This window comes from Pseudomonas mohnii (assembly GCF_900105115.1).
Lineage (GTDB): Bacteria > Pseudomonadota > Gammaproteobacteria > Pseudomonadales > Pseudomonadaceae > Aquipseudomonas > Aquipseudomonas mohnii.
On sequence record NZ_FNRV01000001.1, the window covers coordinates 1,052,479 to 1,078,124 of the forward strand.

Here is a 25,646-nt window from a genome sequence, read left to right on the forward strand (position 1 = left end):
CAACAGGTGGGAGACGCCCAGCTTAGACGTTTCAGCGTATACGCAAAACCCTGGGGAGCCGGGCTGTCGGCGATGAGATGTTTGCATCCGATCAAGGTGTTGGCGGGGCTGACGCTCTCGCCGGCAAGCCAGCTTCTACAGGGTTGCACGGTGTCTGGATGGGAATGTTGTATACAAAAAAAACAACATCTATAGAGCAATCCGCCGTTCGCAATGCTAACGTTGCCGCCTGAAACAGATTGGAGACTCGCGTGTGCTGATACTCAAACTGCTGGTGATTCCAGGATTCCTGCTGCTCATTTCCCTGGCCGGTAAACGCTGGGGGCCGAGCGTGGCCGGTTGGTTGTCGGGATTACCGGTGGTGGTCGGGCCGATTCTGTTTTTCCTCGCCATCGAACAAGGTGAAGCCTTCGCCGCGCAATCGGCCATGGCGGCACTGTCGGCGATGTTCGCGATGATCGCCTTCTGTGTGACCTACGCGCAGGTCGCCCAACGCACGGGATGGCCGCTGGCGCTAACGATTTCACTGCTGGTGTGGGCCACGGTGGCGGTGTTGCTGTCGTTGATCCCGCCGTCGCTGCCACTGTCGGTGATCGCCGCCGCAACGGCACTGTTGGCCGCACCTCACCTGTTCCCGTCGGTGCAGCCGATCCTGTCAGGCCCGGCACCCAAGTCCGACAAACTGCTGCTGCGCATGATCGCCGGCGCCCTGCTGACCCTCGCGGTCACCTTGCTTGCCAGCACCGTGGGTGATCGCTGGAGCGGCCTGCTCGCCGTGTTCCCGGTGCTGGGCAGCGTCATGGCGGTGTTTTCCCAGCAAACCCGGGGTCCGGCGTTTACCGCGGCCCTGCTGCGCGCGACGGCGACCGGGATGTATTCGTTCTCGGCCTTTTGCCTGGTCCTGACGCTGGCATTGCCAGCACTCGGGATGAACGCATTCGCCCTTGGAGTGGCGGTGTCCGTGGCGATGCTGGGGGTCACCAAACGCTTGCTGGCGCGGCCCGTCGATCCGGTGGCGGCGGACGCTGGACGTACCGCCATCAAGCGCTAGTTGCTTCAGGTCATCGGGCGGACACATTCGATGGTTTCGCACGAGTAGAGCAAAAACCCCGTACGTCAATCGAACGGGTTTCGCCCAACATCAACCTCAGTTCACAACCCACGACTGACTGAGGCCTACACCATGAAATTCTTTTTCCACCCTTCGCCTAATCCGATGAAAGTCGCCCTGCTGCTCGAAGAACTGCAAACGCCTTATGAATTGATCGGCGTCGATACCTTCAAGGGCGAACAACACCTGCCGGCTTTCCTGGCGATCAACCCGAACGCCAAGGTGCCGGCCCTGATCGATGGCGACGCCACGGTTTTCGACTCTCAAGCGATCCTGCTGCACCTGGCACAGAAACATCAGCGCTTCCTGCCGACCACCGCTGCCGGCAATGCCGAACTGCTGTCGTGGCTGATGTTCATCGCCACCGGCCTCTCGCCGTTCTCGGGCCAGGCCGTGCACTTCCTGCACCACGCACCGGAGGACCTGCCTTACGCGAAAAACCGGTATCTCAAGGAAGTCGAGCGTCACTACCGCGTGCTCGACCAGCGTCTGGCCGATCACCCGTACCTGGCCGGCGACACCTACAGCATCGCCGACATGGCCCTCTGGGGCTGGGCCAATTACGCGCCGTACATCCTTGGCGAAAACGGCCTCGAGGCCTACCCGAACGTCAAGCGCCTGTTTGATGAAATCAGCGCCCGCCCCGCGGCCCAGCGCGCTCACGGCCTGAAAGGGCAACTGGTGCTGAAAGCCGAATTCGACGAAGAAACCCGCCGTAACCTGTTCCCGCAGAACCAGGCTCAATAACCGTTTCCGACGATCGAAGGTGATGAAATGAGTGATCAAGTCGCGTTTATCGTTTACCTGCCCGCCAAACCGGAACGTTTCGACGAAACCCGAGAACGGCTGCTGGACGTCGTGTACCAGATGTCGGCCGAACCGGACTTCGTCAACACCTGGGTGCACCAACTCCAGGACGACCCGAACACCCTGGTGCTCTACGAAACCTGGAACTGCAGCAAGGAAGACTTCATCACTCGCCACCTGAGCAAGCCCTACCGTCAGGCGTATGAAAAACGGCTGCCGGAGTTGCTGGCCCGGGAGCGTCGGATCGAGTTTCTGGAGGTGATCAAAAGCTATCCGGTGCGTCGGGAGGCTTGACCAAGCCAGACTTTGTGGCGAGGGGGGCTTGCCCCACCATGTACTGTCTTCATCCCCCTGCAACGGATGATTCGTAGAACGAACGAGGAAATTTCCGACGGCATTTCAGGGTTGGCCGTCGGAAGCCTGGATACTACGATCTGCCTTGGCGGGAGTCGTCAACCGGCACCTTGGCAAGCTGTACTTCATCCAGACAGCAACGACAACTCGCCACATACCCATTAGACTGACAAGCATTGATTCCGGAGGCCACCATGAGCGCCGAACTTTCCCCCATCGTTTCAGAATTCGAAACCGAAGAGCAGGCCGCCCGCTACGACCGTTGGTTCCGTGCGAAGGTCCAGGCTTCATTGGATGATCCACGCCCAAGTATCCCGCACGATCAAGTGATGGCTGAAATGCGAGCCCTTATCGAATCGAAGCGCAACAAGCGCAATGCTGATTGAGTGGCGGCCTGAAGCGCGGGCCGAACTCTGGCAAATCCTTAATTACATTGGCGATCGTAACGTGGCAGCAGCGATCGACCTGTCCCAAGCCATTGAAGCTGCTACTTCAGCCCTTCCTGAACACCCCTATCTCTATCGATTTGGTCGAGTGCCTGGTACCCGGGAAATTGTTGTGCACCCCAACTACCTGGTGGTTTATCAAGTCACGGATCGAATCGAAATCGTGAGCGTTTTACACGCCAGGCAGCAATACCCCTGAGCATCAGTCACCGTCCGTTAGTCCGCACTGGAACCCACCATAACCTCCATGGGATGATCGCCGCCCCATCGCGCGTCCATCCCTGGAGATTTCGAATGTCACTGTTGAGTAAAAAAGCCGTTGTTCTGTTGCTGGCAGCGGCGACCAGTCTTGGGGCCTTGAATGCGTACGCCGCCAAGGCAACGGCCAAGGACACCGCACCGGCGCAAAAAGTCTCCCTGCTCGGCGGCAAGTTCACCTTCACCCTGCCCAAAGGCTTCGTCGCCAGCCCGCTGCCGACCAGCCCCACCGGTGCGAGCGGCACCATGTACAGCAACGAGACCACCAAGACCGTGGTGATCGCCGCTGAAAACAGCCTGCCGGAAGGGGTCAAGGTCAAGGACAACGACGGCGAGTTTCTCGACGGCACCGCAGCCGACTTCGATGCCGCGCAACGCAAGGCCCTGCCGGATTACAACAAACTCAGCGAAAAAAGCCTGACCCTGAAAAGCACCGGACTGGGCCTGCGCCAGGTCGACAGCACCGCCACCCAGGGAGGTGGCCAGACCCTCAATACGACGTTGATGGCGGCGTCCGGCAGTCACATGACCGTGGTCCGGGTGATTTCCCGTCCCGGCGACATGGCTGCCCACGAAACCCTGATCAAGCAGATCGTCAGCGGCAAATGAACATCAAGGATTGAGGCGCTGCAGCCAGGCACTCAAATCCTTCAGCTCGTCGGCGCTGATGTTGTGGCCAACCCCTTCGTAGGCGTGAAACTCGGGTTCGAGTGACGCGCTCTTGAGCAGGCTGTTGGCCTCGGTGCCGTCACTGAACGGCAGGCGTTTATCCGCCGTGCCATGCCCGATGAAAATCGCCAGCGACTGGCGTTTTTCATCCGGTTGCAGCTCCGATTTGAGCACCGGCAGAATCCGTCCGCTCAATGCCGCGATCCCGCCCACCGCTTCGGGGTGGCGCAGGGCGACCTCGTACGACATGATCGCGCCCTGGCTGAATCCCACCAGAACCACCTTGTCCGGCTCGGTGTGATATTTCTTCGCCGCCTGGGCGACGAAATCCAGCAGCAATTGGGCGCTGGTCTTCAGATCATCTGTCTCGCCGTTGTAGGCACCTTCACCCTTCTTGCGAAACCACTGGTAACTGCCCTCTTCCATCACCATCGGCGCACGGACCGACAGGTAGGTGTATTGCGCGGGCAAGTCATCCTTGATGCTGAACAGATCCTGCTCGTTACTGCCGTAACCGTGAAGGAAGATCACCAGGGATTGATCGCGAGAATCGACGTTGGCCTGCTCCAGGTACTTGAGCGGCAGATCGGTTTGCAACGGGGCTTGAGCGTGGACAGCGGCGGACGCCAGCAGCGTGAGCAGAGCAAGAAATTTCAACATGGACCTTCCTTCACAGTGCGCAGGATTCGGGACAGAGCCTAACACCTCTTCCCGGCTACGCACTCCCCTGTGAAGGCGTTGGCTTGCCAGCGATGGCGATCTCAGCAACCCCATCGCTGGCCAGCCAGCGTCTGCAGGTGAATCGGCTCAGTCGTTGATCAGCTTGCCGACCCGAATCGGATCTCGTCCGGCGACCTTCGCCTGCCAGGTGCCCGGCTGCGTGTAACGGCCACGGTCGATGGCGAACAACACGCCGCTGGTGCCGGCACAAACCGTGGTGACCTTGTCGTTCAACGGGTCGACCACTTCAAACAGCGCGTCGCCCTTCTCCACCCACTCACCGGCATCGCGCAGGAAACTGACCACGCCGTGATGCGGTGCGAACAGGTATTCGGTGCCTTCGAACGGCATGCCTTCACAGCATCGCGCCGGGGCGGCTGGCCAGGTGCCCTTGATGAAGCCCTGTTCGGCGAGGAAGCCGAGAATGGCTTCGCAATTGGCCTGGGCCTGATCAACGCGGGTGTCGCCCATGCTGCCCAGCTCCAGGGTGGTCGCCAGGTTAGCCGCTGGGATGGCGGCCTCGGGGAACGCCCTGGCCAGACGCAACCATGGCGAGGAACAAGACTCGTCGAACGAGCTACCGCCAGAATCTTCGCACAGCAACGCGACACCGGCCTTCAGGCGCGCAGCCAGGGATCGCCACTGCGGCCAGTGTTGCGGCAGGGCGTAAAGGTGAATCGCCGCTTCGAAGTCGCAATGCAGGTCGAGGGTGATATCCGCGTCGCAAGCGTGGCGCAGCAACAGGCGATGCATGGCTTCCAGCTGCGAAGCCGGGCTCGGCAGACCGTCGAGTACCTGGCCCATGGTTTGGCGAATCAGCGCAATATTGGCCTCGGCATCGCTGCCCAGGCGATCACCGATCAACTGCGCCACCGGTGCGCTGAGTTCGACGAACGAGCGGTTGAAGTTCTTGCCGCTGCCCAGTTCGAAGCGGCCCATGTGGCTGCCTTGCAGATGCTGATCCAGCCCGATGGGGTTGGCCACCGGTACCAGTTCGATCACACCCTGCAACTGGCCCTGGTTTTCCAGCTCGGCCAGGCGCTTTTTCAGTTCCCAGGCGGTACGCATGCCGGGCAACTCGTCGGCGTGCAGGCTGGCCTGGATGTAGACCTTGCGAGTACCCGCGCCATAACGGAATACGCTGAGGGTGCGTTCGGTTCCCAGATGGCTCCAGGGCAGAGAGTGATTGATGCGTTGCATGGGGCGCTCCGATGTCAGCGGCACCAGGATCCCTTGTGGGAGCGAGCAAGCTCGCTCCCACAAGGGATCACGGCCTGATTGCAAATCATAAAAAAATGGCAACCGCGTCAACGGTTGCCACCTTTTGCACGGTTCGATTACTCGCCGTAAACGTCAAACTTGAAGTACTTGTCCTGCACTTGCTTGTACTTGCCGTTGGCGCGGATTTCGGTGATAGCGGTGTTGAACTTGTCCGCCAGTTCCTTATCGCCTTTGCGCACGGCAATGCCAGCGCCGCCACCGAAGTATTTCGGATCGTTGTACTCAGGGCCTACGAATGCGAAACCTTTACCCGCGTCGGTTTTCAGGAAACCGTCGTCCAGGTTGACCGAGTCGGCCAGCAGCGCGTCAACGCGTCCCGAGACCATGTCCAGATTGGCTTCCTGCTGGGAGCCGTAACGCACCAGGACAATGCCGGCCGGTTGCAGCACTTCAGTGGCGAAGCGGTCATGGGTACTGGCGCGCAGCACACCGACTTTCTTGCCTTTGAGTTCGGTCAGCGGGTCCTTCACATCGGAGCCTTCCTTCATCACGAAGCGCGCCGGGGTGTGGTAGTACTTGATGGTGAAATCGACGTTCTTCTTGCGGTCGTCGGTGATGGTCATGGACGACAGGATGGCGTCGATTTTCTTGACCTTCAGTGCCGGGATCAGGCCGTCGAACTCTTGCTCGACCCAAGTGCACTTCACTTTCATCTGCTCGCACAGGGCGTCGCCGATGTCCACGTCAAAACCGGTCAGTTTGCCGTCAGGGGTTTTCATCGAGAACGGTGGGTAACCGGCTTCGATACCGATACGGATCGGCTTGGCGTCTTCGGCCACTGCGGTCAGGGACAGCATCGACAGTGCCAGGGCACCGAACATCACTAGCTTCTTCATTTATAACTCCTGTGTGCGGAGGCTTTTATTGGCAGCTTTCGGTCGGTAGCTTGTGGCTGGTAAAGACCGAAGTGGTCGGCAGTCTAGAGTGGCTTCAGGAGGGCAAATTGTGTTTAAGCGACAAATACTTACATAAAAGTGGCCGCAGGAATAAAGGCCCATGTGGTGTGCGCCATCGCGGTGCAAAGGCTGTCAGACAATCCGCCAAATCGAAAAAAAACTTACAAGAATTCAGCTATTTTCCGACCCAAGAATCGCGCTGGCGACCGGGCACTTTTTGCGGCACATTGACCGACTAACTGCCCCTGAAGAGATGCGTGATGCCGTCCTTGAATCTGATCCAGCACCATCCTGCTGAAGGTCCCGGCGCTATTGCCCTGTGGGCCGAATCCCGTGGTTTGACCCTGAACGTATTTCGCGCCGACCTCGGCCAGTTGCCGCCCGTGAGTGCAGCCCCCGTGATTCTGTTGGGTGGGCCTCATGAGGCCAACGCCGGGCCAGAATGGCTGGAAACCGAACGCCAGTGGCTGGCGGCCAGCCTGGATCAAGGCGCAGCGGTGTTTGCGATTTGTCTGGGGGCGCAGTTACTGGCACTGAGTCTGGGCGGGAATGTGCGGCGGATGGACAGAATGGAAACCGGATGGACGCCCGTGACTTTTGTCGATGGCCAGTCGCTGCAGGTGCTGGAGTGGCACGAAGACGCCATCGACCTGCCACCCAATGCGCAACTGCTGGCCAGCAGCATGCAGTGCGAACAGCAGATGTACCGCGCTGGGCCGACTCGGATGGGCCTGCAGTTTCATCCGGAGTGGAACGCCGAATCGGTGGCTGTTCTGAATGAGCATTTTGCGGATGAATCGCCATTGCCGCGGGGTCAGCAGGACAGCGCCGCCCATGCAACCGTGTTCGAGTGGTTGCAGGCGACGCTGGATGGGTGGTGGGACGCGTCGTCAGGCACACGCTGAACCTGTGAACCTGGGTACGCGATCGTCAAGAGCATTGAGTCGACTGATGTGGGGCCGTTTCGCGGCCTAGCGGGAACAAGCTCCCTCGCCACCGTTGTTCAGCATTCACATCCAATGGGCGCTGTGGCTGGAGGTTGCACCGCGACGCTTAATTTAAATCCTTCATCCAGCCATCCTGTCACGCCACCGATCATCTCTTTGACCGGATAACCCAGCGCCGCCAGTTTCACCGCTGCCTTGTTCGCGCCATTGCAGTGAGGGCCGGCGCAATAGACCACGAACAGGGTGTTTTTCGGGTAAGCCGCCAGGCCTTCAGCGCTGAGCAATCGCCGCGGAACATTGATCGCCCCCGGTACATGCCCACGTTCGAATGCCAGCGGGCCGCGCACGTCCAACAGAATGAAATCAACTTCGCCAGCGGCCTGACTGCCATGGACGTCGGAGCAGTCGGTTTCGAACGTCAGGCGATTGCTGAAGTGCATCAGGGCAATGGCCGAGGGGGCGGCGGGAATTTCGCGAACCAGGCTGGTCATGGGCAGTACTCCTAAGTGTCGTTGGGTGTGAACACACTTTATCCGCCTGCCCATTGCGGCTAAAGTGGCGCACAAGACACTCACCGGGAATTTTCCGCCAAATGCAGCCAACCCCAGGATCGGTCGCCATTCTGGCCTACGACGGCCTCTGTACGTTCGAGTTCGGCATCGCCGTCGAGATCTTCGGCCTGGCGCGGCCGGAGTTCGATTTCCCTTGGTACGAGCACTGCGTCGCCGCTGTCGATCAGGGACCGATGCGCGCCATGGGTGGCATCCAGGTGCTGGCCGATGGCGGCCTGGAACTGCTCGAACAGGCCCGGACCATCATCATTCCCGGCTGGCGCGACCGCCAGGCAGCGGTGCCCGAGACACTGCTCGCCGCCCTGCGCCAGGCCCATGCCAGGGGCGCACGGTTGCTGTCGATCTGTTCCGGGGTATTCGTGCTGGCCGCCACCGGTTTGCTCGATGGTCACCGTGCGACCACGCACTGGCGTTACACCACGGAGCTGGCGCAACGCTTTCCGAACATTCGGGTGGACCCCGATGTGTTGTATGTCGATTCAGGCCCGTTGATTACCTCGGCGGGCAGCGCTGCCGGCATCGACGCGTGCCTGCATCTGGTGGCTCGGGATTTCGGCACACAAGTGGCCAATTCGGTGGCACGGCGGCTGGTGATGTCGCCGCAACGCACCGGTGGCCAGGCGCAATTCATTCCGACGCCGGTCAGTCCCGCGCCGCGCAGTGATCTTTCCCGCGTCATGCAGTGGGCACGGGAGCGTTTGCATGAGCCGCTGGAAGTACGTGACCTGGCCAGCGAAGCGGCCATGAGCGAGCGGACCTTCCTGCGCCGCTTCAGCGAAGCCAGCGGCCAGTCACCCAAGGCCTGGCTGCAGCATGAACGCCTGGGCCGCGCCCGGGAACTGCTGGAAAGCACCGATCAAAACACCGAGCAGATTGCCCAGCGCTGTGGTTATCGTTCGGTGGAGAGCTTTCGGGTGGCGTTTCGCAGCGTGGTCGGCGTACCGCCGTCGGTGTATCGGGAGCGGTTTGGGCGTGGGGTCAAGGCCCTTTCCTGAGGTAGCTTAGTGGGCTCCATCGTCAGAACGCCGCCCGAACAGCCAAGAAAGGCCTCAAGGCTTACGCAACAGATAGGTGTCCATGATCCAGCCATGGGCCAGGCGGGCCGCCTTGCGCACCCGCTCGATCTCATCCGCCACATCCTTGAGCTTGCCGCTGATCAGGATTTCATCCGGCGTCCCCAGGTAGGCCCCCCAGTAAATGTCGGTCTCCCGATCCGCTACCTGATGATAGGCATCCTGGGCATCGAGCATCACCACCAGGCTGTCGGTATCGCTCACCTGACCGGCGGCGAGGCGCCGGCCGGTGGTGATTTCAATCGAACCGCCAATTTGATTGAGCGCTACCTTGTGCTGCGCCGCCAACGCCTGAACGCTGGTGATGCCCGGGATGACCTCGAATTCGAAGGCACAGGCGCCTGACGCCAGAATCGCCTGCAAGATGCGAAGGGTGCTGTCATACAACGCCGGGTCACCCCAAACCTGGAAACCACCGCACTGGTCGTCGGACATTTCCTCATTGATCAGCCTCTCGAAGGTTCGCTGCCTGGCCAGGTTCAGGTCATCGACACTGGCCTTGTAGTCCACATCACCGCGCTCGCGCTCAGGGCTGCGGGCTTCGACGAAGCGATAATGGCGATCGGTGATGTAGCGTTCGCAGATGTCACGGCGCAGGTCGATCAGCGTGTCCTTGCTCTGGCCCTTGTCCATCAGGAAAAACACGTCGACCTTGTTCAGCGCCTTCACTGCCTGAATCGTGATGTAGTCAGGGTTGCCGGCGCCGATGCCGATGACCAGTATTTTTTTCATCCGCATCTTTCCTCGGGCTCAGCGCCCGCCAAGCGCAATCGCCAGCAACCCTGGAACCGGAGTTCGACGCTCGACAGCGGCTCGACATCAATCAGATTGAATGCCGAACCGTGCAGCACGTATGTCAGCGCGGCGCGGATGACAAACGGATGCGTCACCGCCACCACATGCCCCGGTGTCGCCTGCAATGTCGTCAGCCAGGCGACCACCCGTTCAGTCACCTGGATCACCGACTCGCCACCGTGGGGCGCCGAAGTCGGGTCGGCGAGCCAGGACTGCAGCCATCGCGCTTCGGATTTTTGCAGGTCATTGATGCGCTGACCGCTCCAGCGCCCGACATCGCAATCGCGCAATGCCTCGACTACCTCAGCGTGGCTGCCGAACAGTTCGGCGGTCTGCCGGGTACGCAGTTCCGGGCCGCACAACAGCCGTGGAGCATTTTTGAATTGAGCACGACGGGAACCCCGTGCCGATTGCCAATCCATCTCCAGAGGTTCATCCGTAGGAAACCTCGCCAATTTTTGTGCGACGGTTCGAGCGTGGCATATCAGGGTCAAACGGGTCGCCTGCACGAAGGATTACTCTGTCGAGAGAAAGTAAGGTACGGCGACTTGCCGGTGGTCGCGCAATTGTGCCGCAAGAAAGGTTGTCGAAGGGGCATTTCGTCTGACAACAAAAGCCGTCTCCGATCTCTTTATAGGCAATGCCCTACACGGTTGACCGTCATCCCCGTCGCCATCGGCGTACAGGCATTTCGCTCAATTTTCGGCGTTGAAAAACCGCAGCAAAATTAACTAGACAGGCCGTGCGCCTTAATTAAATACTGATTTCAACGGATTATCGCCCCCATCCTGCAGGAGCCCGGATGCCCTCATTTAACGACCCGATCATTGACACCCGTCTGGACAGTTCACCGTCCACAGCCACGCGCCACCTGATCAGTCCCGGCCTCTGCAACGAGGCAGGCCTGATACCGCGCGTGGTCAATCCGCAATAGCCCCTGAAAAAGAGCGGCGTCAGACAAGACAACCGCCGATCAATCCGTGGAAACCGACAGTGATCGTCAGGTTCGGTGCCAGCCACCGAACGCTTTGATACAGGAGTGCATCCATGCTGGTGTTGCGTCCAGTGGTGTTAACCGACCTGCCCCAATTGCAGCGGCTGGCCCGCGAAAGCCTGGTGGGCGTCACGTCGCTGCCAGACGACCGCGAATGCTTGCACGATAAAATTCTCGACTCATGCACCTCGTTCGAGCAAACCGTCCAGAGCCCGGGCCCGGAAAGTTACTTCTTCGTGCTGGAAGATTCGACGACGCGGCGACTGGCGGGCTGCTCGGAAATTCTCGCCACGGCGGGTTTCAGCGAGCCGTTCTACAGCCTGCGCAACCGTCACTTCAACAGTGCCTCGCGGGAGCTGAACATCGAGCATGGCGTGCCGGCTCTGTCGCTGTGCCACGACCTCGGCGGCCATACCTTGCTGCGCGGTTTTCATATCGATCCAACGCTGGTGCGCACGGCGTACTCCGAACTGTTGTCACGGGCGCGACTGCTGTTCATCGCCGCCCACGCGCCGCGCTTTGCCGACGGGGTCATCAGCGAAATCGTTGGTTTCAGCAGCGATGACGGGCATTCGCCATTCTGGGATGCGCTGGGCAAGCACTTCATCGACCTGCCCTATGTCGAGGCCGAGCGGCTCTGCGGGCTTGAGAGTCGGGCGTTTCTTGCCGAACTGATGCCGCAATACCCGATCTACGTGCCAATGCTGCCCCAGGCCGCGCAAGACTGCATCGGCCGGGTTCACCCCGATGGCCAGGAGGCCTTCGATATCCTCGAGCGCGAGGGTTTCCAAACTAATAGTTATGTCGATCTCTTTGACGGCGGCCCAACGCTGTATTCACGCACCGGTGGCATTCGTTCCATCGCGCAAAGCGCGACCGCCACGGTGAAACCCGGCTCATCCATCGACGCCCGTGGCCGCTATCTGCTTTGCAATGACTCGCTGGAGAATTACCGCGCCATCGTCGCCGACCTGGACTACCGCGCCGGGCAGCCCCTGACCCTGGACACCGAGATGTGCGCGGCCCTGAAGGTGAGCGAAGGCAGCCCGATCCGGCTGATTGCCTTGTGATCCGCTTCCCTCACGGCGCACAACGACCGTCCCCGTGCAGGCTCGCGCAAGGAGTTGCAGCATGATAGTTCGTCCGGTCCAGGTGACCGATCTGCCCGCCTTGCTCGCACTGGTCCGGCAGGCTGGTTGCGGATTGACGTCGCTGCCGGCCAACGAAGAGCGCCTGTTTCACCGATTGCGCTGGGCGCAAAGAACCTTCGCCGAACAAGTCGAGCGCGCCGACGCCGACTACCTGTTCGTCCTCGAAGACGACGACCAGCAAGTGGTGGGCGTCAGCGCCCTGACCGGGGCCGTGGGCCTGCGCGAACCCTGGTACAGCTACCGGGTCGGGCAGACGATCAGCTCATCACCGGACCTTGGCATCGAGCGGCACATCCCGACCTTGTTCATGAACAATGAAATGACCGGTCAATCGGATCTGCGCTCGCTGTTCTTGCGGCCCGATCGACGTCAGAGCCATGACGGCCGGTTGCTGTCCCTGGGGCGTTTGTTGGTCGTGGCCGAGTTTGCGCACCTGTTCGGGGACAAGATAATCGCCGAACTGCGCGGCAGCGCCGACGAAAATGGCTGCTCTCCCTTCTGGGACAGCGTCGGTCGCCACTTCTTCAAAATGGACTTCAAGCACGCCGATCACTTGTCGTGGCTGGGCAACAAAGCGTTCATCGCGGAACTGATGCCGCGCCAACCGCTGTACGCCTGCCTGCTGACCGAACAGGCCCAGGCGGTGATCGGCAAGCCTCACGCAAAGGCCGAGCCGGCCCTGAAGATCCTCACCGCCGAAGGTTTTGCCCACAAGGGTTACATCGACATCTTCGACGCCGGCCCGGTGATCGAGTCCCCCGTTTCGAGCATCCGCAGCGTGCGCGACAGCCAGCTACTGGAGCTGACCATCGCCCCCCCGGACGATCAGGCTCCCATGTGGCTGATCCACAACCGTCGCCTGGAAAACTGCCGCATCACCGCCACCCCGGCGCGCCAAGTGGGCGACCGCCTGATCGTCGACCGTCTCACCGTCAAACGCCTGCAACTGCAACCCGGCGACTCGGTCCGCGCCGTACCGCTGCGCCCACAACAGCCGCAGGCGGTGGCAGCGTAATCGCTCCCGAGTCGCCCACTGTTGGGCGTCATCTGCAAATTCGTCATCATTCTCGACCGCCCCCCGTGATAGCCTTTTACGTCTTCGGCGTTGACACTTTTGCTCAAGCCCTTCCATTCCCATTGGTGGAACTCATATGTCCAGGCTTTCTCATCAAGATTTGCGCCGCAGTTTTCGTCAATTACTCGCATCCAACACCTGCTACCACACGGCGTCGGTCTTCGACCCGATGTCGGCGCGCATTGCGGCGGACCTGGGGTTTGAAGTGGGTATTCTCGGCGGGTCGGTCGCGTCGCTGCAGGTACTGGGTGCCCCAGACTTCGCCTTGATCACCCTCACCGAGTTCGCCGAGCAGGCCACCCGCATCGGCCGCGTCGCCCAACTGCCGGTGATCGCCGACGCCGACCACGGTTACGGCAACGCCCTCAATGTCATGCGCACCATCGTCGAGCTCGAACGTGCCGGCGTGGCCGCCCTGACCATCGAAGACACCTTGCTGCCGGCGCAATTCGGCCGCAAATCCACGGACCTGATCACCGTTGCCGAAGGCGTCGGCAAGATCCGCGCGGCCCTGGAAGCCCGGTGTGACTCGGAATTGGCAATCATCGCCCGCACCCACGCAGGGATTCTTCCGGTGCAGGAAATCATCAGCCGCACCAAGCAATACCAGGCCGCCGGGGCGGATGGCATCTGCATGGTTGGCGTGAAGGATTTCGACCATCTGGAACAAATCGCCGAGCACCTGAGTGTGCCGCTGATGCTCGTGACCTACGGAAATCCGTTGTTGCGTGATGACAAACGCCTGGCCGAACTGGGCGTGCGCATCGTCATCGACGGCCACGGCGCCTACTTCGCCGCGATCAAGGCCACCTACGACAGCCTGCGCGAGCAACGACAGATCTTCACCCAGGCCGCCGACCTGAGCGCGACGGAACTGACACATACCTATACGCAGCCAGCGGAATACATCCGTTGGGCCGAAGAGTTCATGCACGTTAAAGAGTGATGGTGCGCAAACGTAACAGCGTGAAACCCCATCCCCTGCTCGCGATGGACGTCAACGATGACGCGGGCTGTCTGAATGCCCGCGTTGCCCGGACGTTCATCGCGAGCAGGCTCGCTCCTACATTGGATAGGGTGCACCTGCGGGTGATTGGTCGGCTATCAGGCCGCCGAAGTGCGATATCCAAGTGCGGCAGGCCGGGGTGTGGCAAGGACCAGACCGACAAGGTCCACTTCATTCGCCAGATCCCCTGTAGGAGCGAGCCTGCTCGCGATGGACGTCTACGATGACACGGGCTGTCTGAATGCCCGCGTTGCCTGGACGTTCATCGCGAGCAGGCTCGCTCCTACAGTGGACCCGGTACACCTGCAGGTGACTGGTCGGCTGTCAGGCCGCCGAAGTGCGATATCCAAGTGCGGCAGGCCGGGGTGTGGCAAGGACCAGACCGACAAGGTCCACTTCATTCGCCAGAGCCCCTGTAGGAGCGAGCCTGCTCGCGATGGACGTCAACGATGACACGGGCTGTCTGAATGCCCGCGTTGCCTGGACGTTCATCGCGAGCAGGCTCGCTCCTACAGTGAACCCGGTACACCTGCAGGTGACTGGTCGGCTGTCAGGCCGCCTCAATAAACATCAAACCGAATCGAGCAGCTCATACTGAGAGCGACCATCACCGCAGCAAATGACCCGGTTACGCCCCGTCGTCTTGGCCTCATACAACGCCCGATCGGCATCACTGAGCCACAAGGTCGCATCACTGTGACCGGGATTGAACGCAGCCAAACCGATGCTCAAGCTGACTTTCAGCGCCGGGTTTTGCTCGTAGCCCAACGTGGCAAAGCGATCACGCAGCGCCTCCATGACCGCCGCCGCGTTGTTCAAGGGCAAATCCGGAAGAATCACGCAAAACTCATCACCGCCATAACGCCCGGCGACGTCGGTGGCCCGCAGGTTCTGCTTGAGCATCTTGCTCAGCTGCCGCAACACGATGTCGCCAGCAACATGACCGTAAGTGTCATTGATGTTTTTGAAATGATCGATGTCGATCAGCGCAATCGCCCCGCCCTGGTGCTGGCGCTGGCAGCGCTGAAACTCGACTTCCAGTTGATCCTTCCAGGCGCCGTGGTTGAGCAGACCGGTCAGGCTGTCGGTTCGGCTCAGGGCCAGTAATTCACTTTTTTGCCGGCCGAGGGTATGGGCCTGGCGAAAGCAGAGCCAGCCCAGCGCCAGCGGATAAAAACACATCAAGGGCAAGCAGGCGTAAAGTTGTAACTGACTGGTTTCTGGAATGAACAGCGGTTTGAAAATCAGCCATCCGATGCCGATACCAAGGATCTGCGTGACGCTGCCCGCCAACAGAAAACGCAAGCCGCCGATCGCCACATTGTTCATGGCCATCATGGAAATGGTGGTCGCGCTGGGCAACGGATTGAACTGCATGGCCGCCACCCAGAAGCCGCCCAGAAAGGCGTCAACCAGCAGGTTACGGTGTTCGGCATGATAGGGAGCCTTGGCTCGACGCGCCCATTGATAGGCCAGGTGCGGCCAGATCAGGCCGTTGAACAACATCAATGCCCAGACCCAGGGAGCCGGGTTCAGGGGGTACATCGCCACACTCACGCACAACAGCCCCAGCACCAGGCCGAGCATGCGCGACGTGTAGAGCCTCCTGGCCAGTGAAAGTCCTTTCACTCCCGTCTTTCCCATTGGGACCTCTCCACAGAGCGGTACCTGATGATTCCAGGGTTGCGCGTATTTCTCGGAGTCTAACAGGGTAACGTCAAATAGCCATCACCGGTAGGCGGGATGAATACCGTGGCATAGCCGTCGAACGTACGCTCAATGTTTGGCTATACATGAAGACAGGCTTGACGCGAAAACGAGAAAGAGGAGGCCCATGCAGACCTTTCAGGTGTTGATCATAGGTAGCGGCTTTGGTGGTCAGTGTGCGGCGGTCAACTTGCTCAAGGCTGGCATCACCGACTTCCGCCTGCTCGAGCGGCGTGACTTCTTCGGTGGCACCTGGTGCCAGAACACCTATCCAGGCGCGGCGGTCGACGTGCCCTCGCCCCTTTACTCGCTGTCCTTCGCGCCCTACCGCTGGACGCAGATGTTCGCCGAACAGGCCGAACTGCATCGCTACACCCGCTATATCGTGGAGCACTTCGGACTGCGCGACCGGGTGGAACTGCAGGCCAATGTCGAACGCGTCGAATGGGACGACGAAAGCAAACGCTGGGCGGTCCACACAGCCGGCAAGGGCACCTTCTACGCGCAGTTCCTGATCAATGCCACCGGGCCGCTGAGCCAGCCGGTGGTCCCGCACTTCGAGGGCCAGGAACGCTTTGAGGGCAAGACTTTTCACACCAACAACTGGGATCACACCTACGACTACCGACAAAAACGCGTGGCCATCGTCGGCAGTGGCGCCAGTGCGGCCCAGGTGATTCCGGCGATTGCCCCGGATGTCGCGCACCTGCACGTATTCCAGCGTACACCCCATTGGGTGTTGCCTCGGGCTGACCGCACGTTTGGCCGTTTCCAGCGCTGGTTGCTCGGGCTCAAACCAGCCTACACGTTGCTGCGCTGGCTAATTTACTGGCAATTCGAAACCCGGGTGATTGCCTTCAAATACTCGAAACCGGCGATACGCATGGTCCAGCACCAGGCCTTGCGCTTCATCAAACGCCAGGTACCGGACGCCGAACTTCGGCGAAAACTCACGCCGGACTACACCATCGGCTGCAAACGGGTGATTCTGTCGAGCACCCTGTACCCGGCACTGGGTCGCAGCAATGTGACGCTGCACAGCCGTGAACAAGGCATTGCCGCCCTCGATGAAACCGGCATCATCATGCAGGACGGGCAACACATCGATGTGGACCTGATCGTCTGGTCCACCGGCTACGACGCCACCGACGGGGTGATCTCCTACCCGGTCACCGGCAAGCATGGCACTCGCCTGAAAGATGTCTGGGCCCAGTTCCCCCGTGCCTACCTCGGCACCAGCCTGCCGGACTTTCCCAACCTGTTTATCGTCACCGGTCCGAACACCGGCATCGGCCACACGTCGGCGCTGTTTATCATCGAATCGCAGATGAATTACATCCTCGACTGCATCCGCACCCTTGAATCACGAGGTTTACGCAGCATCGAAGTTCGCCCCGAGGCAGAACGTACCTACACTGAAATGATCCATAGAGAAATGGAACGCACCGTGTGGAAGTCAGGAGGCTGCCACAGTTGGTATCAAAGCAAGAGCGGTCATGTGATTGCCATGTTTCCGGGGTTCAGTTTCAGCTTCAATCGCTTGACCCGAGCCCTGAAACCCGCCGATCACATCTTGTCCTGAACCGTTAGAAGGAAGACTTCTGATGCTTTTACTGGTTGTCGCTATCGCGGTCTTTGCCGCCTGGAGCTGGTTGAGTTACCCGGCCGTCGGCTACTGGCTTTATGACTTGAGCGTGGCCACCGAGGCCAAGCTGTACAAGTTGCACAAGATCGTCGTGCCCATTTCAGAAATGACCGTCTCGACCTGGCAAGGCGGCCCTTATGAGGCGTCCAGCAACGTCTTGATGCTGCACGGCTTCAGTGCCGACAAAAATCTCTGGCTGCGTTTTGCCCGGCACTTTGTCGGCAGCTACCGGGTGATCATCCCCGACATCGCCGGCCATGGCGAAACCGGCTTCAAGGAAGGCGGCGGCTATGACATCCCGCTGCAGGCCAAGCGCATGATCCAGCTGCTCGATGTCTGTGGGGTCGACAAGGTCCATGTGATCGGCAACTCGATGGGCGGCTACATCGCGGCATGGTTGGCGGCCACCTATCCGGACCGCATTGCCTCGGTCGCCCTGTTCGACCCGGCGGGTGTCACCGCGCCCGAACCCAGTGACCTGGAACGGCACTTGGCCAAGGGCCACAACCCGTTCCTGATCAACTCCCGGGAAGAATTCAAATACTTCTACGGCATGACCATGGCCGCCCCTCCCTGGGTTCCGCGCGTGGTGCTGGACGCCATGGCCCATCGCTATGAACAGGCACGCGACGAACTGGAGGAAATCTTCCGCGACTTTCGCGCCAGCCCACCGATGGAGCCGAAGCTTCCAGGCATACAGGCGCCGGCGCTGTTGCTGTGGGGGCGCAAGGATCGCTTGATCGACGTCAGCAGCGTGGCCATCTGGAGCAAAGGCCTGGCCAACCTGCGCGTGGAAGTCTGGGAGGGCATCGGGCACATGCCCATGGTCGAAGCGCCGGCCGGTTCGGCGCGCCTGTATCGGGAGTTTTTGGCATCCCTGCGCTCGGAAAGCCCTCAGGATCAACGCCTGCATTGAGGATGCAGTCCTTTGCAGAATGAAGTTCGTCAGAAACTTCGTTTGTCGGCGACGCGGAAGGCTGCGATCTTTTGCTCAACGTCACCGCGCCAGGAATTGTGTTCATGAATCATCCGAACTTCGTCAGCCCCGACCTGATCCGCCAACGCTTCTCCAAAGCGATGTCCGACATGTACCGCGAAGAGGTGCCCCTGTACGGCGCGCTGATGGAACTGGTGGAGCAGACCAACCGTCATGTGCTGGACAGCGATCCGCAAGTGGCCCGGCAGTTGAACAGCACTGGCGAAATCGAGCGCCTGGACCTGGAGCGCCATGGCGCGATCCGTGTCGGCACGGCGGCAGAACTGGCCACCCTCGCCCGTCTGTTCGCGGTCATGGGCATGCAACCGGTGGGTTATTACGACCTGACGCCGGCCGGGGTGCCTGTGCACTCCACCGCGTTTCGCGCCGTGCATGAAGAGGCGCTGCAAGTCAGCCCGTTCCGGGTATTCACCTCGCTGTTGCGCCTGGAACTGATCGAAGATCCGGAGCTGCGGGCATTCGCCCAATCGACGCTCGACAAGCGCTCGATCTTCACCCCCACCGCGCTGACCCTGATCGAATGCGCCGAAACCCAGGGCGGCCTCACCGAAGCGCAAGCCCGGGATTTCGTCGAGCACGCGCTGGAAACCTTCCGCTGGCATCACAGCGCTACCGTCACCGCCGAGCAGTATCGCCAGCTCAGCGCCCAGCATCGCCTGATTGCCGATGTGGTGGCCTTCAAGGGGCCGCACATCAATCACCTGACGCCGCGCACCCTGGACATTGATATCGTCCAGGCGCAAATGCCGGCGCGCGGCATCACCCCAAAAGCCGTGATCGAAGGCCCGCCCCGCCGCCAATGCCCGATCCTGTTGCGCCAGACCAGTTTCAAGGCACTCGACGAGCCGATCGCGTTCACCGATCAGGCCGAGGCCCGGGGCAGCCACAGCGCCCGCTTCGGTGAAATCGAACAACGCGGCGCGGCCCTCACCCCTAAAGGACGGGCGCTGTACGACCGCTTGCTCAATGCGGCGCGCGATGAGCTCAAGGATTTCCCCAACGAAGCCAACGCCGCACGCTATAACGCGCTGATGGTGCAACATTTCAGCGAGTTTCCCGACACCTATGAAGGCATGCGCCAACAAGGCCTGGCGTACTTTCGCTATTTCGTGACGGAACAAGGCCTGGCCGCAAAGGCGCTGAACACCTTGACGCTGGAAGACCTGGTCAGCGGTGGCTATCTGCGGGTTGAACCCTTGGTGTACGAAGATTTTCTGCCGGTCAGTGCGGCGGGGATATTCCAGTCAAACCTGGGGGATGCGGCACAAACCCACTACGGAGTGCATTCCAACCAGCAAGCGTTCGAGCAGGCCCTGGGCCGTCCGACGATTGATGAACTGGGGTTGTATGCCGAGACACAGCGACGTTCGATCGAGCAGTGTTTCGACGTGTTGAGCACTCTCTAACACGCGGAACTGTGGGAGCCTGGCTTGCCAGCGATAGCGATTTCGCCCGCGCCATCACTGGCAAGCCGTGCTCCGACAAAAGCAGTATCTACTTCAGTTTTGCCAACAAGGCTTCTGCAGCCGCTTGCGACGACGCCGGATTCTGACCGGTCAGCAACAGACCATCGGTCAGCACATAGCTCGCCCAGTCAGGTCCCTTGGAATAAATTCCGCCCTTGGCCTTGAGTTCGTCCTCCACCAGGAACGGCACGACGTGGGTCAATTGCACCGCTTCTTCTTCGCTGTTGGTAAATCCCGTCACCTTCTTGCCCTTGACCAGTGGCTGACCATCGGCGCCCTTGGCATGACGCAACACGCCCGGCGCATGGCACACCGCCGCGACCGGTTTGCCTGCCTTGTAAAACGCTTCGATCAGGGCGATCGAATGTTTGTCTTCAGCCAGGTCCCACAACGGCCCATGGCCGCCGGGGTAGAAGATTGCGTCGTAACCGTCGGCCTTCACCGAGCTGAGTACGACCGTCGACGCCAACGCCGACTGTGCTGCGGAGTCCTTGCGAAAGCGCTCGGTGGCTTCGGTTTGCGCGTCCGGCTCATCGCTTTTCGGGTCCAGCGGTGGCTGGCCTCCCTTGGGCGAGGCCAGGGTCAACTGAACCCCGGCGTCCTTGAAAGCGAAATACGGGGCGGCGAATTCTTCCAGCCAGAACCCGGTTTTCTTGCCGGTGTTACCCAATTGATCGTGGGACGTTAAAACCATCAGGATTTTCATGTCGTCTTCACTCCGTCTCGGGACTGCAGTGGGGGCTTTAACCGTGATGCGCACAATGCTGCACATCGATCCTGCCGTATGACCTTCGTAAGGTGCTGATCGTTCGGTTTGCCGGGTGCCCAGCATACTGCGTGATAAGCGAAATCGCCTGTCGATAGCCACATTGAACTCAAACAAGTCGCGCTCTGATCGCTACACAGGCGTCAGCACCCGCGCTTCAAACAGCTTGAAGCGTTGCCTTTCAGCGACCGCAACGTGGCCTGGTGAAATATCCGGAACTTCAGCGTTCGATGAGTGGCGTTCATGGCCAATCGGGAAAGTCGGCACAAGCGCAATCAATACCGCGCTGCGCGGGCGATCGATTTATTTCTTGGGGGGGCATAAAGAAAACAGACAGGACTGACGGCTGATCAAAGTGTTCGCCCAGTGCATTGGCCTCGGCAATCCTTGCACTGGTAAAGAGCCCCTGCGCTGGGCGAACGAGAAGCATTTTAATTGAAGTCGTCGGGAAAGTCCGCGTTTACAACATGAAATTTGCAGTTACATCTATTGCTGAAATATCAACGGACAATTTATTCAAACAAAGAAACTCAAACTCACCCGCTCATTTCTGAATAGCAGATTGTTCTTGCACAACGCTTATACAAGAACAATCACCCTGCAAACCCAATATCCATTTATTTCAAAGTTGTTACTTTTAATACATCGGTATAAGTCACCACCACACTCTGGCCTTTTTTCAGGTCCTTGAGTTTGGCCTGAACTTCAGGTCGTTGGACGTCGATCGTTTTCGACTGGCCGGCAGGGTTTTTAAACGTCACACGATGGTGCTTGAGATCGATATCCGTGATCTGCAACTCCACCTTCACCTGACGGTAGGCTTCTCCACCGGGCTTGGTCGAGCCTGGTGCATTGCGGACTTCGCCTGTGTATTCGGCAGTGCCAGGCAGGCCTTTGTCGACGCTGGTGTCGAGGGAGACCGCGACCGAGTGCAGAACATCGACCTTGACCTGATCACCGGGTTTCAGCTTGTCCAGGTTCTTGGCCTTGTCCGTGAGTTGCAACGACACCTGATTGCCTTCAGGGCCTTCCAGCACCACCTGACGGTTAGGGACATCGACCGACACGACTTTGGTGGTGACATGATCGGAAATCACGGACTCCGCCAGCGGGATGTCCGCAGCGAAAGCGCTGAGGCTGGCAGTGGACAGCACAGCAGCCAGGCTGATCGCCTGGGTCAATGTGGAGAGCTTGCGTGTGTGACGTTTCATAGCGGTACTTTCCCTGTGAAGAATGGCAGCGAAAGGCGCTCCACCTTGATCAAGCGCCAACCGTGCCGATGAGCATAGACGCTGATCAGGGAGTGCTCGCGGTTTCTTGCACTGTGGATTCGCCGGATGGTCGCGCCTCGTCGGGGGCGTTCGGTGTTCCGGCTCAATACCCGGTCATTTCCAGATAGCCCTGTCCGCCATGACTGCCACTCAAGCGTACCGGCCCTTCCCAGTACGGAATGCGCAAATTCATCCAGGCGTTGGGGTTGAGGGCACTGATGACGATGTCCAAGTGCTTGCCGGGAATCTGAATCGACCAAGTGACCGGCATCGAACGCCCGGCCACCCTGGCGCTGTCCTTCACCGTGAGGCGGATGTCGCCGGCCTTCAACAACTGCGTCTGCCCCTGGGCGTCGATCCACGTACCGGTCAGGTAAGGAGCGCCGTCCTTTTGCCGCATGCGATAGAGCATCACCTGTTCGCCGCTGTCCAGGTGCAGGGAAAACCAGTCCCACCCGGTCTGGTTGGCGGTCAGGGGCTGGCTGCTCCATTCACGGTCGAGCCACGCGTGACCGCTGACTTGATAGCGCTGGCCATCGATTTCCAGGCTGCCGCTGGCCTGGAAAAACGGCTGGCTGTAGTAATACGACGCCTGACCCTGTTCGGATTTCTGGCTGAACCCCTTATCCCCTTGCAGCACCCATGGCTTTGTCGATGTCAGCCGCAGTTGATAGCCGAACCCCTTGTCGCGGGCGCTGAGTTGCAACTCTGTCAGTGGATCGGCACCCGTTGCCTGACTGCTCAAATGCCAGTCGTCGATCCACGCATTGAACGGCGTCAGGCTCACTCCGGCCAGGCCAACGCCACCACGGGCGTAGCGTTCGGCGGCGTGATGCACCGAGGCCGAAGTCACGGCCGCGTGGCCGAGCCACAGCGTCTGATTGCCCCAACCTGCCTGCTCGGACGTGGCTGTCAGGGCACTGCGAAACAGCGTCCATTGCACGCCGAATTCACGGCCCTGCTCGTCCTTGAGGTTGGCGGTGACGTACCACCACTCAATGCGAAAGCCATCGTGGGGGCCATGATCCGCCGGAAAACCAAACACGCGACCCGGCACCACCGGGGTGAATGCGGCCGCTTGATTGCCGAGGCCGGCAAAGCCTTTGTCTACCGGCGCCGACTGATCGCAACCGCCAAGCAAGGCGGCGATCAGCCATACGCCCAGCCTAATCCTCATGGGCAAAAGTCCTCAGCAGGTCAGCCGGTTGCGTGCGGTACAGCGAATACAGCGGCCATGCCGAGGCCAACAACGTTGCCAGCAACGCCAGCCCCATCAGCTGCAGCAATTGCAGCGGAAACACCCGCAACGGCAGGCGCCAACCGAAAGCCTGGACGTTGATCACCGCGTCCAGGCACCAGGCCAGGGCAATGCCCAGCGGCAACGCCAGCACCAGCGTCAGCAGCGCCAGCAACCAGGTTTGCCCGAGGTTGAGCAGCATCAGTTGCCGGCGCGTCACGCCCAGCGCCCACAGTGGCGCCAGTTGTCCGAGGCGGCTTTGGCTTTGTGTCAACAAGCTGATGAACAGCGCCACACCTGCTACGCACAGCGTCAGGCTATTGAGCGCGGCGGTGGCGGCAAAGGTGCGTTCGAACACTTGCGAGGACCAGCCCTTGAGCCGGGACTGATCGACGATGCGGCTGTCATCCAGCGCGAAACGTGCTTGCAGGGCGATCACGAACGGCGCAATCGACGCCGGTTCGATGCGCAGGTTGAAACGGCTAGGCGTCAATTGCGGCCAGCCGCGCAGCAGGTGGTTGACGTTAACCAGCACGTGGCCCTTCGGATTGCCGTAGTCGGCGTAGATCCCGACGATGCGCGGTGACCACGGCCCCGTGGGCGTGGGAATCGTCAGGTGATCGCCCAGTCGCACTTTCAAACGCCGGGCCAGTTGCTCGCTGAGCATCAACGCGTCGTCCTTGGCCAGACGATCCCAGGGGTTGTCGCCCAAGGCTTCCAGCAGTGGCCAATGCTCGCGGTAAGTCGGGTGATCGATCACGCCGAAGACATCCACCGGCCAGCCTTGCAACTGGATCGCCACTTGCCAGTTCGGCAGCACCGCCGTGAGCTGCGGCTGTTGTTTGAGCCAAGTGTGCAGTTCACGGGACTGGGCCGGGTTTTGCGGATTGAGGTACAACTCGGCGGTGAGCCGTTGCTCGAGCCAGTTGCTGAAGGTCTGGCGAAAACCGGCGGTCATGCTGCCGGCCCCGATGTTCGCCGCCAGCGCCAGGAGCAAGGCCATCAGTGCCAGACTCAGGGCGGGCAATTGCTGACGGCAATCGGCCAGAAACCATTGGCCGAGCACGGATCGACTGCCTCGGAGCAAGCCATTGAGCAACGTATTGAGCAGCACCGGCAAGGCCAGCGCGGCCCCCAGCAGCAGCGTCGCCATCAGCACGAAACCGCTGGCCAGGCTGTCACCGCGCAGCAACGCCAACCATGCGACAACCAAGGCCATCGCCGCCACCCAGCCCTGGCGCCGCAGCCAGCGCGCATGGGCCTGATGCCAGGCCTGCGGATTGGCCAGCGCCAGCAACGGCAAACGCGCCGCCCGCCACAAACTGTTGGCACCGGCCAGCAAGGCACCGAGCAGGCTGAGGCCGATCCCGCTAAGCCACCACAGCGGACTCAGGCTCAACTGCCCCGCCACTTCGGCGCCATACAACCCGCGCAGGCTGGCGGCGACATCCGGGAGCAATACGCTGGCCAGTAAATAGCCGCTAACCACGCCGGCCATTCCGCCCATCAGCGCCAGCACACCCAGCTCGACGGCCAGACAAGTGATCAGCATCCGCGCACTCACCCCGCAGGCACGCAGGGTTCTGAGCAAACCTCGACGCTGCTCCAGCGCCAGTCCGATGGCGGCGTGAACGATGAACAGGCCGACCACGAACGACAAGAAACCGAGGGCATCGAGGTTCAGGTGAAAGCTTTCGGTCAGGCGCGCCAGATTGTTTTCTTCGCCAGCGGTCTTGAGCTGAAGTTGCCCCTTGAACGCCTCCGGTAGCGTCGCGGTGAAGCCCTTGGGCAGCAGCAGACGCGACAACTGATCCGGCAATCCGAGAATCTGTTGGGCGAACCCGATGTCCACCAGCAACACCCCGGGGGCCATGTCGCCTTGCGCGTGCAAGGGCGGCAGTATCTGACCATTTGCCGCGAGCGGGCGCGCCCCTTCGCTCAGCCCCAGCGCCTTTAGCGTCTGCGGCGAAATCCAGGTGCTGCCCGGCGCCGTGAAAAAGCCGACAACCTGTTCGATGGCCAGGGCCTGCCCGGCCACCGCCGCACCGGCCGGCAATGACACCGGCTCGATGCCCATCAGTTGCAAACGCTGCTCCTCATGGCCCTGAAGTATCAGCCGGCCCTGCAACACCGGCGACACCGGCCAGCCCGCGCGACGCAAGTCGACGAACAACTGCTGGGAAAACGTCCCGCCCCCCGGCGCACTGAGACTGGCCTGGGGTTCACCACCGATCAACTGACTGGCGCGGGCATAGCTGTCCCGCGCCTGGCTGTTCAACGCTTGCACGCCGGTCAGCAGACTGGTGGCCAGCCACAACCCGGTCAACACACTGAAAAACTGTACCGGATGCAGCCGCCAATGGCTGAGCAACGCGCGCAAGGTCTGGCCGAAGATACGCATC

At 60.6% G+C, this 25,646-nt stretch carries 26 protein-coding genes; 15 read left to right on the forward strand and 11 right to left on the reverse strand.

The genetic code is table 11. From position 1 onward, the window contains the following. The first annotated feature begins 253 nt into the window (after positions 1 to 253). The 6 genes from BLV61_RS04795 to BLV61_RS04820 all read left to right on the forward strand — a co-directional run bounded on the left by BLV61_RS04795 (position 254) and on the right by BLV61_RS04820 (position 3,585). Positions 254 to 1,051, forward strand: a complete 798-nt coding sequence (locus BLV61_RS04795; protein WP_090462990.1) for a hypothetical protein — start codon at positions 254 to 256, stop codon at positions 1,049 to 1,051. A 132-nt stretch (positions 1,052 to 1,183) separates the two neighbouring features. After that, entirely contained in the window at positions 1,184 to 1,858 is a 675-nt protein-coding gene (locus BLV61_RS04800; RefSeq protein ID WP_047530568.1) for a glutathione S-transferase family protein, read from the forward strand. 27 nt (positions 1,859 to 1,885) lie between these two features. Then, positions 1,886 to 2,212 carry a putative quinol monooxygenase gene (locus tag BLV61_RS04805; RefSeq protein ID WP_090462993.1) on the forward strand — a complete coding sequence of 109 codons (327 nt, stop codon included), beginning with the start codon at positions 1,886 to 1,888 and terminating at the stop codon, positions 2,210 to 2,212. Between the two features lie 254 nt (positions 2,213 to 2,466). Further along, positions 2,467 to 2,658 (forward strand): type II toxin-antitoxin system RelB family antitoxin, encoded by a 192-nt coding sequence (relB, locus tag BLV61_RS04810; RefSeq protein ID WP_090462995.1) that lies wholly within the window; start codon positions 2,467 to 2,469, stop codon positions 2,656 to 2,658. Further along, a complete protein-coding gene (locus BLV61_RS04815; protein WP_090462998.1) occupies positions 2,648 to 2,917 on the forward strand; it encodes a type II toxin-antitoxin system RelE/ParE family toxin in 270 nt (89 codons plus the stop codon). The genes relB and BLV61_RS04815 overlap by 11 nt, the downstream gene beginning before the upstream one ends. Before the next feature lie 95 nt (positions 2,918 to 3,012). Then, positions 3,013 to 3,585, forward strand: a complete 573-nt coding sequence (locus tag BLV61_RS04820) for a DcrB/PsbP domain-containing protein (RefSeq protein ID WP_047530573.1) — start codon at positions 3,013 to 3,015, stop codon at positions 3,583 to 3,585. A gap of 3 nt (positions 3,586 to 3,588) precedes the next feature. On the opposite strand, the gene BLV61_RS04825 is transcribed toward BLV61_RS04820, so the two are convergent. The 3 genes from BLV61_RS04825 to BLV61_RS04835 all read right to left on the reverse strand — a co-directional run bounded on the left by BLV61_RS04825 (position 3,589) and on the right by BLV61_RS04835 (position 6,482). Then, positions 3,589 to 4,305, reverse strand: a complete 717-nt coding sequence (locus BLV61_RS04825; protein WP_090463001.1) for an alpha/beta hydrolase — start codon at positions 4,303 to 4,305, stop codon at positions 3,589 to 3,591. Positions 4,306 to 4,452: 147 nt separating this feature from the next. Next, the gene (locus BLV61_RS04830) at positions 4,453 to 5,565 is read right to left on the reverse strand and encodes a succinylglutamate desuccinylase/aspartoacylase family protein (RefSeq protein ID WP_090463004.1); all 1,113 of its coding nucleotides are present in this window, start codon (positions 5,563 to 5,565) and stop codon (positions 4,453 to 4,455) included. Between the two features lie 137 nt (positions 5,566 to 5,702). Beyond that, positions 5,703 to 6,482: an ABC transporter substrate-binding protein gene (locus tag BLV61_RS04835; RefSeq protein ID WP_047530580.1), complete on the reverse strand. Its 780-nt coding sequence runs from the start codon at positions 6,480 to 6,482 to the stop codon at positions 5,703 to 5,705. 320 nt (positions 6,483 to 6,802) lie between these two features. Here BLV61_RS04835 and BLV61_RS04840 point away from each other — a divergent pair, with 320 nt between their 5' ends. Further along, a complete protein-coding gene (locus tag BLV61_RS04840) occupies positions 6,803 to 7,447 on the forward strand; it encodes a type 1 glutamine amidotransferase (RefSeq protein ID WP_090463007.1) in 645 nt (214 codons plus the stop codon). 98 nt (positions 7,448 to 7,545) lie between these two features. On the opposite strand, the gene BLV61_RS04845 is transcribed toward BLV61_RS04840, so the two are convergent. Then, a complete protein-coding gene (locus BLV61_RS04845; protein WP_047530586.1) occupies positions 7,546 to 7,980 on the reverse strand; it encodes a rhodanese-like domain-containing protein in 435 nt (144 codons plus the stop codon). Positions 7,981 to 8,081: 101 nt separating this feature from the next. Here BLV61_RS04845 and ftrA point away from each other — a divergent pair, with 101 nt between their 5' ends. Next, complete coding sequence (ftrA, locus tag BLV61_RS04850; protein WP_090463010.1) at positions 8,082 to 9,056, forward strand: transcriptional regulator FtrA; 975 nt, start codon at positions 8,082 to 8,084, stop codon at positions 9,054 to 9,056. A gap of 54 nt (positions 9,057 to 9,110) precedes the next feature. Here the strand turns inward: ftrA and cobF are convergent, their stop codons facing one another. Both cobF and BLV61_RS04860 read right to left on the reverse strand, forming a co-directional pair. After that, positions 9,111 to 9,866, reverse strand: coding sequence for a precorrin-6A synthase (deacetylating) (gene cobF / locus BLV61_RS04855; RefSeq protein WP_090463013.1), 756 nt, complete (start codon positions 9,864 to 9,866; stop codon positions 9,111 to 9,113). Next, positions 9,863 to 10,438, reverse strand: a complete 576-nt coding sequence (locus BLV61_RS04860; RefSeq protein WP_090463016.1) for a histidine phosphatase family protein — start codon at positions 10,436 to 10,438, stop codon at positions 9,863 to 9,865. Before BLV61_RS04860 ends, cobF begins: the two co-directional genes overlap by 4 nt. A 293-nt stretch (positions 10,439 to 10,731) precedes the next feature. Here BLV61_RS04860 and BLV61_RS31830 point away from each other — a divergent pair, with 293 nt between their 5' ends. The 4 genes from BLV61_RS31830 (at position 10,732) to BLV61_RS04875 (ending at position 14,095) form a co-directional block, all read left to right on the forward strand. Beyond that, positions 10,732 to 10,863, forward strand: coding sequence for a hypothetical protein (locus tag BLV61_RS31830; RefSeq protein WP_279627438.1), 132 nt, complete (start codon positions 10,732 to 10,734; stop codon positions 10,861 to 10,863). Between the two features lie 113 nt (positions 10,864 to 10,976). Beyond that, positions 10,977 to 11,993 carry an arginine N-succinyltransferase gene (locus BLV61_RS04865; RefSeq protein WP_090463020.1) on the forward strand — a complete coding sequence of 339 codons (1,017 nt, stop codon included), beginning with the start codon at positions 10,977 to 10,979 and terminating at the stop codon, positions 11,991 to 11,993. Between the two features lie 61 nt (positions 11,994 to 12,054). Next, positions 12,055 to 13,089: an arginine N-succinyltransferase gene (gene astA / locus BLV61_RS04870; RefSeq protein WP_090463023.1), complete on the forward strand. Its 1,035-nt coding sequence runs from the start codon at positions 12,055 to 12,057 to the stop codon at positions 13,087 to 13,089. 136 nt (positions 13,090 to 13,225) lie between these two features. Next, entirely contained in the window at positions 13,226 to 14,095 is an 870-nt protein-coding gene (locus BLV61_RS04875) for an isocitrate lyase/PEP mutase family protein (protein WP_090463026.1), read from the forward strand. A gap of 630 nt (positions 14,096 to 14,725) precedes the next feature. On the opposite strand, the gene BLV61_RS04880 is transcribed toward BLV61_RS04875, so the two are convergent. After that, positions 14,726 to 15,799, reverse strand: a complete 1,074-nt coding sequence (locus BLV61_RS04880; protein WP_047530603.1) for a diguanylate cyclase — start codon at positions 15,797 to 15,799, stop codon at positions 14,726 to 14,728. A gap of 190 nt (positions 15,800 to 15,989) precedes the next feature. On the opposite strand from BLV61_RS04880, the gene BLV61_RS04885 reads away from it, so the two are divergent. From BLV61_RS04885 to hglS, 3 genes are all read left to right on the forward strand, one after another. Further along, positions 15,990 to 17,444: a flavin-containing monooxygenase gene (locus BLV61_RS04885; protein ID WP_090463029.1), complete on the forward strand. Its 1,455-nt coding sequence runs from the start codon at positions 15,990 to 15,992 to the stop codon at positions 17,442 to 17,444. Between the two features lie 22 nt (positions 17,445 to 17,466). Continuing rightward, the gene (locus BLV61_RS04890; RefSeq protein WP_047530608.1) at positions 17,467 to 18,423 is read left to right on the forward strand and encodes an alpha/beta fold hydrolase; all 957 of its coding nucleotides are present in this window, start codon (positions 17,467 to 17,469) and stop codon (positions 18,421 to 18,423) included. Positions 18,424 to 18,527: 104 nt separating this feature from the next. Then, a complete protein-coding gene (gene hglS / locus BLV61_RS04895) occupies positions 18,528 to 19,910 on the forward strand; it encodes a 2-oxoadipate dioxygenase/decarboxylase HglS (protein WP_090463040.1) in 1,383 nt (460 codons plus the stop codon). Between the two features lie 88 nt (positions 19,911 to 19,998). Here hglS and BLV61_RS04900 read toward each other — a convergent pair whose 3' ends face one another. The 4 genes from BLV61_RS04900 to BLV61_RS04915 all read right to left on the reverse strand — a co-directional run bounded on the left by BLV61_RS04900 (position 19,999) and on the right by BLV61_RS04915 (position 25,645). After that, the gene (locus tag BLV61_RS04900; protein WP_090463044.1) at positions 19,999 to 20,676 is read right to left on the reverse strand and encodes a type 1 glutamine amidotransferase domain-containing protein; all 678 of its coding nucleotides are present in this window, start codon (positions 20,674 to 20,676) and stop codon (positions 19,999 to 20,001) included. 677 nt (positions 20,677 to 21,353) lie between these two features. Then, positions 21,354 to 21,947 (reverse strand): hypothetical protein, encoded by a 594-nt coding sequence (locus tag BLV61_RS04905; RefSeq protein WP_090463047.1) that lies wholly within the window; start codon positions 21,945 to 21,947, stop codon positions 21,354 to 21,356. 163 nt (positions 21,948 to 22,110) lie between these two features. Beyond that, on the reverse strand, positions 22,111 to 23,184 hold the full coding sequence (locus BLV61_RS04910) for a lipocalin-like domain-containing protein (RefSeq protein WP_090463050.1): 1,074 nt from the start codon (positions 23,182 to 23,184) through the stop codon (positions 22,111 to 22,113). Continuing rightward, positions 23,174 to 25,645: an ABC transporter permease gene (locus tag BLV61_RS04915; RefSeq protein ID WP_090463053.1), complete on the reverse strand. Its 2,472-nt coding sequence runs from the start codon at positions 25,643 to 25,645 to the stop codon at positions 23,174 to 23,176. The genes BLV61_RS04910 and BLV61_RS04915 overlap by 11 nt, the downstream gene beginning before the upstream one ends. Between the last annotated feature and the right edge of the window lies 1 nt (position 25,646).

What these genes read in the sequence shown, in the direction of transcription:
- BLV61_RS04800 (WP_047530568.1), top strand. Translation starts at nt 1,184, where the DNA reads ATGAAATTCTTTTTCCACCCTTCGCCTAATCCGATGAAAGTCGCCCTG.
- BLV61_RS04805 (WP_090462993.1), top strand. Translation starts at nt 1,886, where the DNA reads ATGAGTGATCAAGTCGCGTTTATCGTTTACCTGCCCGCCAAACCGGAA.
- relB (WP_090462995.1), top strand. Translation starts at nt 2,467, where the DNA reads ATGAGCGCCGAACTTTCCCCCATCGTTTCAGAATTCGAAACCGAAGAG.
- BLV61_RS04815 (WP_090462998.1), top strand. Translation starts at nt 2,648, where the DNA reads ATGCTGATTGAGTGGCGGCCTGAAGCGCGGGCCGAACTCTGGCAAATC.
- BLV61_RS04820 (WP_047530573.1), top strand. Translation starts at nt 3,013, where the DNA reads ATGTCACTGTTGAGTAAAAAAGCCGTTGTTCTGTTGCTGGCAGCGGCG.
- BLV61_RS04825 (WP_090463001.1), bottom strand. Translation starts at nt 4,305, where the DNA reads ATGTTGAAATTTCTTGCTCTGCTCACGCTGCTGGCGTCCGCCGCTGTC.
- BLV61_RS04830 (WP_090463004.1), bottom strand. Translation starts at nt 5,565, where the DNA reads ATGCAACGCATCAATCACTCTCTGCCCTGGAGCCATCTGGGAACCGAA.
- BLV61_RS04835 (WP_047530580.1), bottom strand. Translation starts at nt 6,482, where the DNA reads ATGAAGAAGCTAGTGATGTTCGGTGCCCTGGCACTGTCGATGCTGTCC.
- BLV61_RS04840 (WP_090463007.1), top strand. Translation starts at nt 6,803, where the DNA reads ATGCCGTCCTTGAATCTGATCCAGCACCATCCTGCTGAAGGTCCCGGC.
- BLV61_RS04845 (WP_047530586.1), bottom strand. Translation starts at nt 7,980, where the DNA reads ATGACCAGCCTGGTTCGCGAAATTCCCGCCGCCCCCTCGGCCATTGCC.
- ftrA (WP_090463010.1), top strand. Translation starts at nt 8,082, where the DNA reads ATGCAGCCAACCCCAGGATCGGTCGCCATTCTGGCCTACGACGGCCTC.
- cobF (WP_090463013.1), bottom strand. Translation starts at nt 9,866, where the DNA reads ATGAAAAAAATACTGGTCATCGGCATCGGCGCCGGCAACCCTGACTAC.
- BLV61_RS31830 (WP_279627438.1), top strand. Translation starts at nt 10,732, where the DNA reads ATGCCCTCATTTAACGACCCGATCATTGACACCCGTCTGGACAGTTCA.
- BLV61_RS04865 (WP_090463020.1), top strand. Translation starts at nt 10,977, where the DNA reads ATGCTGGTGTTGCGTCCAGTGGTGTTAACCGACCTGCCCCAATTGCAG.
- astA (WP_090463023.1), top strand. Translation starts at nt 12,055, where the DNA reads ATGATAGTTCGTCCGGTCCAGGTGACCGATCTGCCCGCCTTGCTCGCA.
- BLV61_RS04875 (WP_090463026.1), top strand. Translation starts at nt 13,226, where the DNA reads ATGTCCAGGCTTTCTCATCAAGATTTGCGCCGCAGTTTTCGTCAATTA.
- BLV61_RS04880 (WP_047530603.1), bottom strand. Translation starts at nt 15,799, where the DNA reads ATGGGAAAGACGGGAGTGAAAGGACTTTCACTGGCCAGGAGGCTCTAC.
- BLV61_RS04885 (WP_090463029.1), top strand. Translation starts at nt 15,990, where the DNA reads ATGCAGACCTTTCAGGTGTTGATCATAGGTAGCGGCTTTGGTGGTCAG.
- BLV61_RS04890 (WP_047530608.1), top strand. Translation starts at nt 17,467, where the DNA reads ATGCTTTTACTGGTTGTCGCTATCGCGGTCTTTGCCGCCTGGAGCTGG.
- hglS (WP_090463040.1), top strand. Translation starts at nt 18,528, where the DNA reads ATGAATCATCCGAACTTCGTCAGCCCCGACCTGATCCGCCAACGCTTC.
- BLV61_RS04900 (WP_090463044.1), bottom strand. Translation starts at nt 20,676, where the DNA reads ATGAAAATCCTGATGGTTTTAACGTCCCACGATCAATTGGGTAACACC.
- BLV61_RS04905 (WP_090463047.1), bottom strand. Translation starts at nt 21,947, where the DNA reads ATGAAACGTCACACACGCAAGCTCTCCACATTGACCCAGGCGATCAGC.
- BLV61_RS04910 (WP_090463050.1), bottom strand. Translation starts at nt 23,184, where the DNA reads ATGAGGATTAGGCTGGGCGTATGGCTGATCGCCGCCTTGCTTGGCGGT.
- BLV61_RS04915 (WP_090463053.1), bottom strand. Translation starts at nt 25,645, where the DNA reads ATGCGTATCTTCGGCCAGACCTTGCGCGCGTTGCTCAGCCATTGGCGG.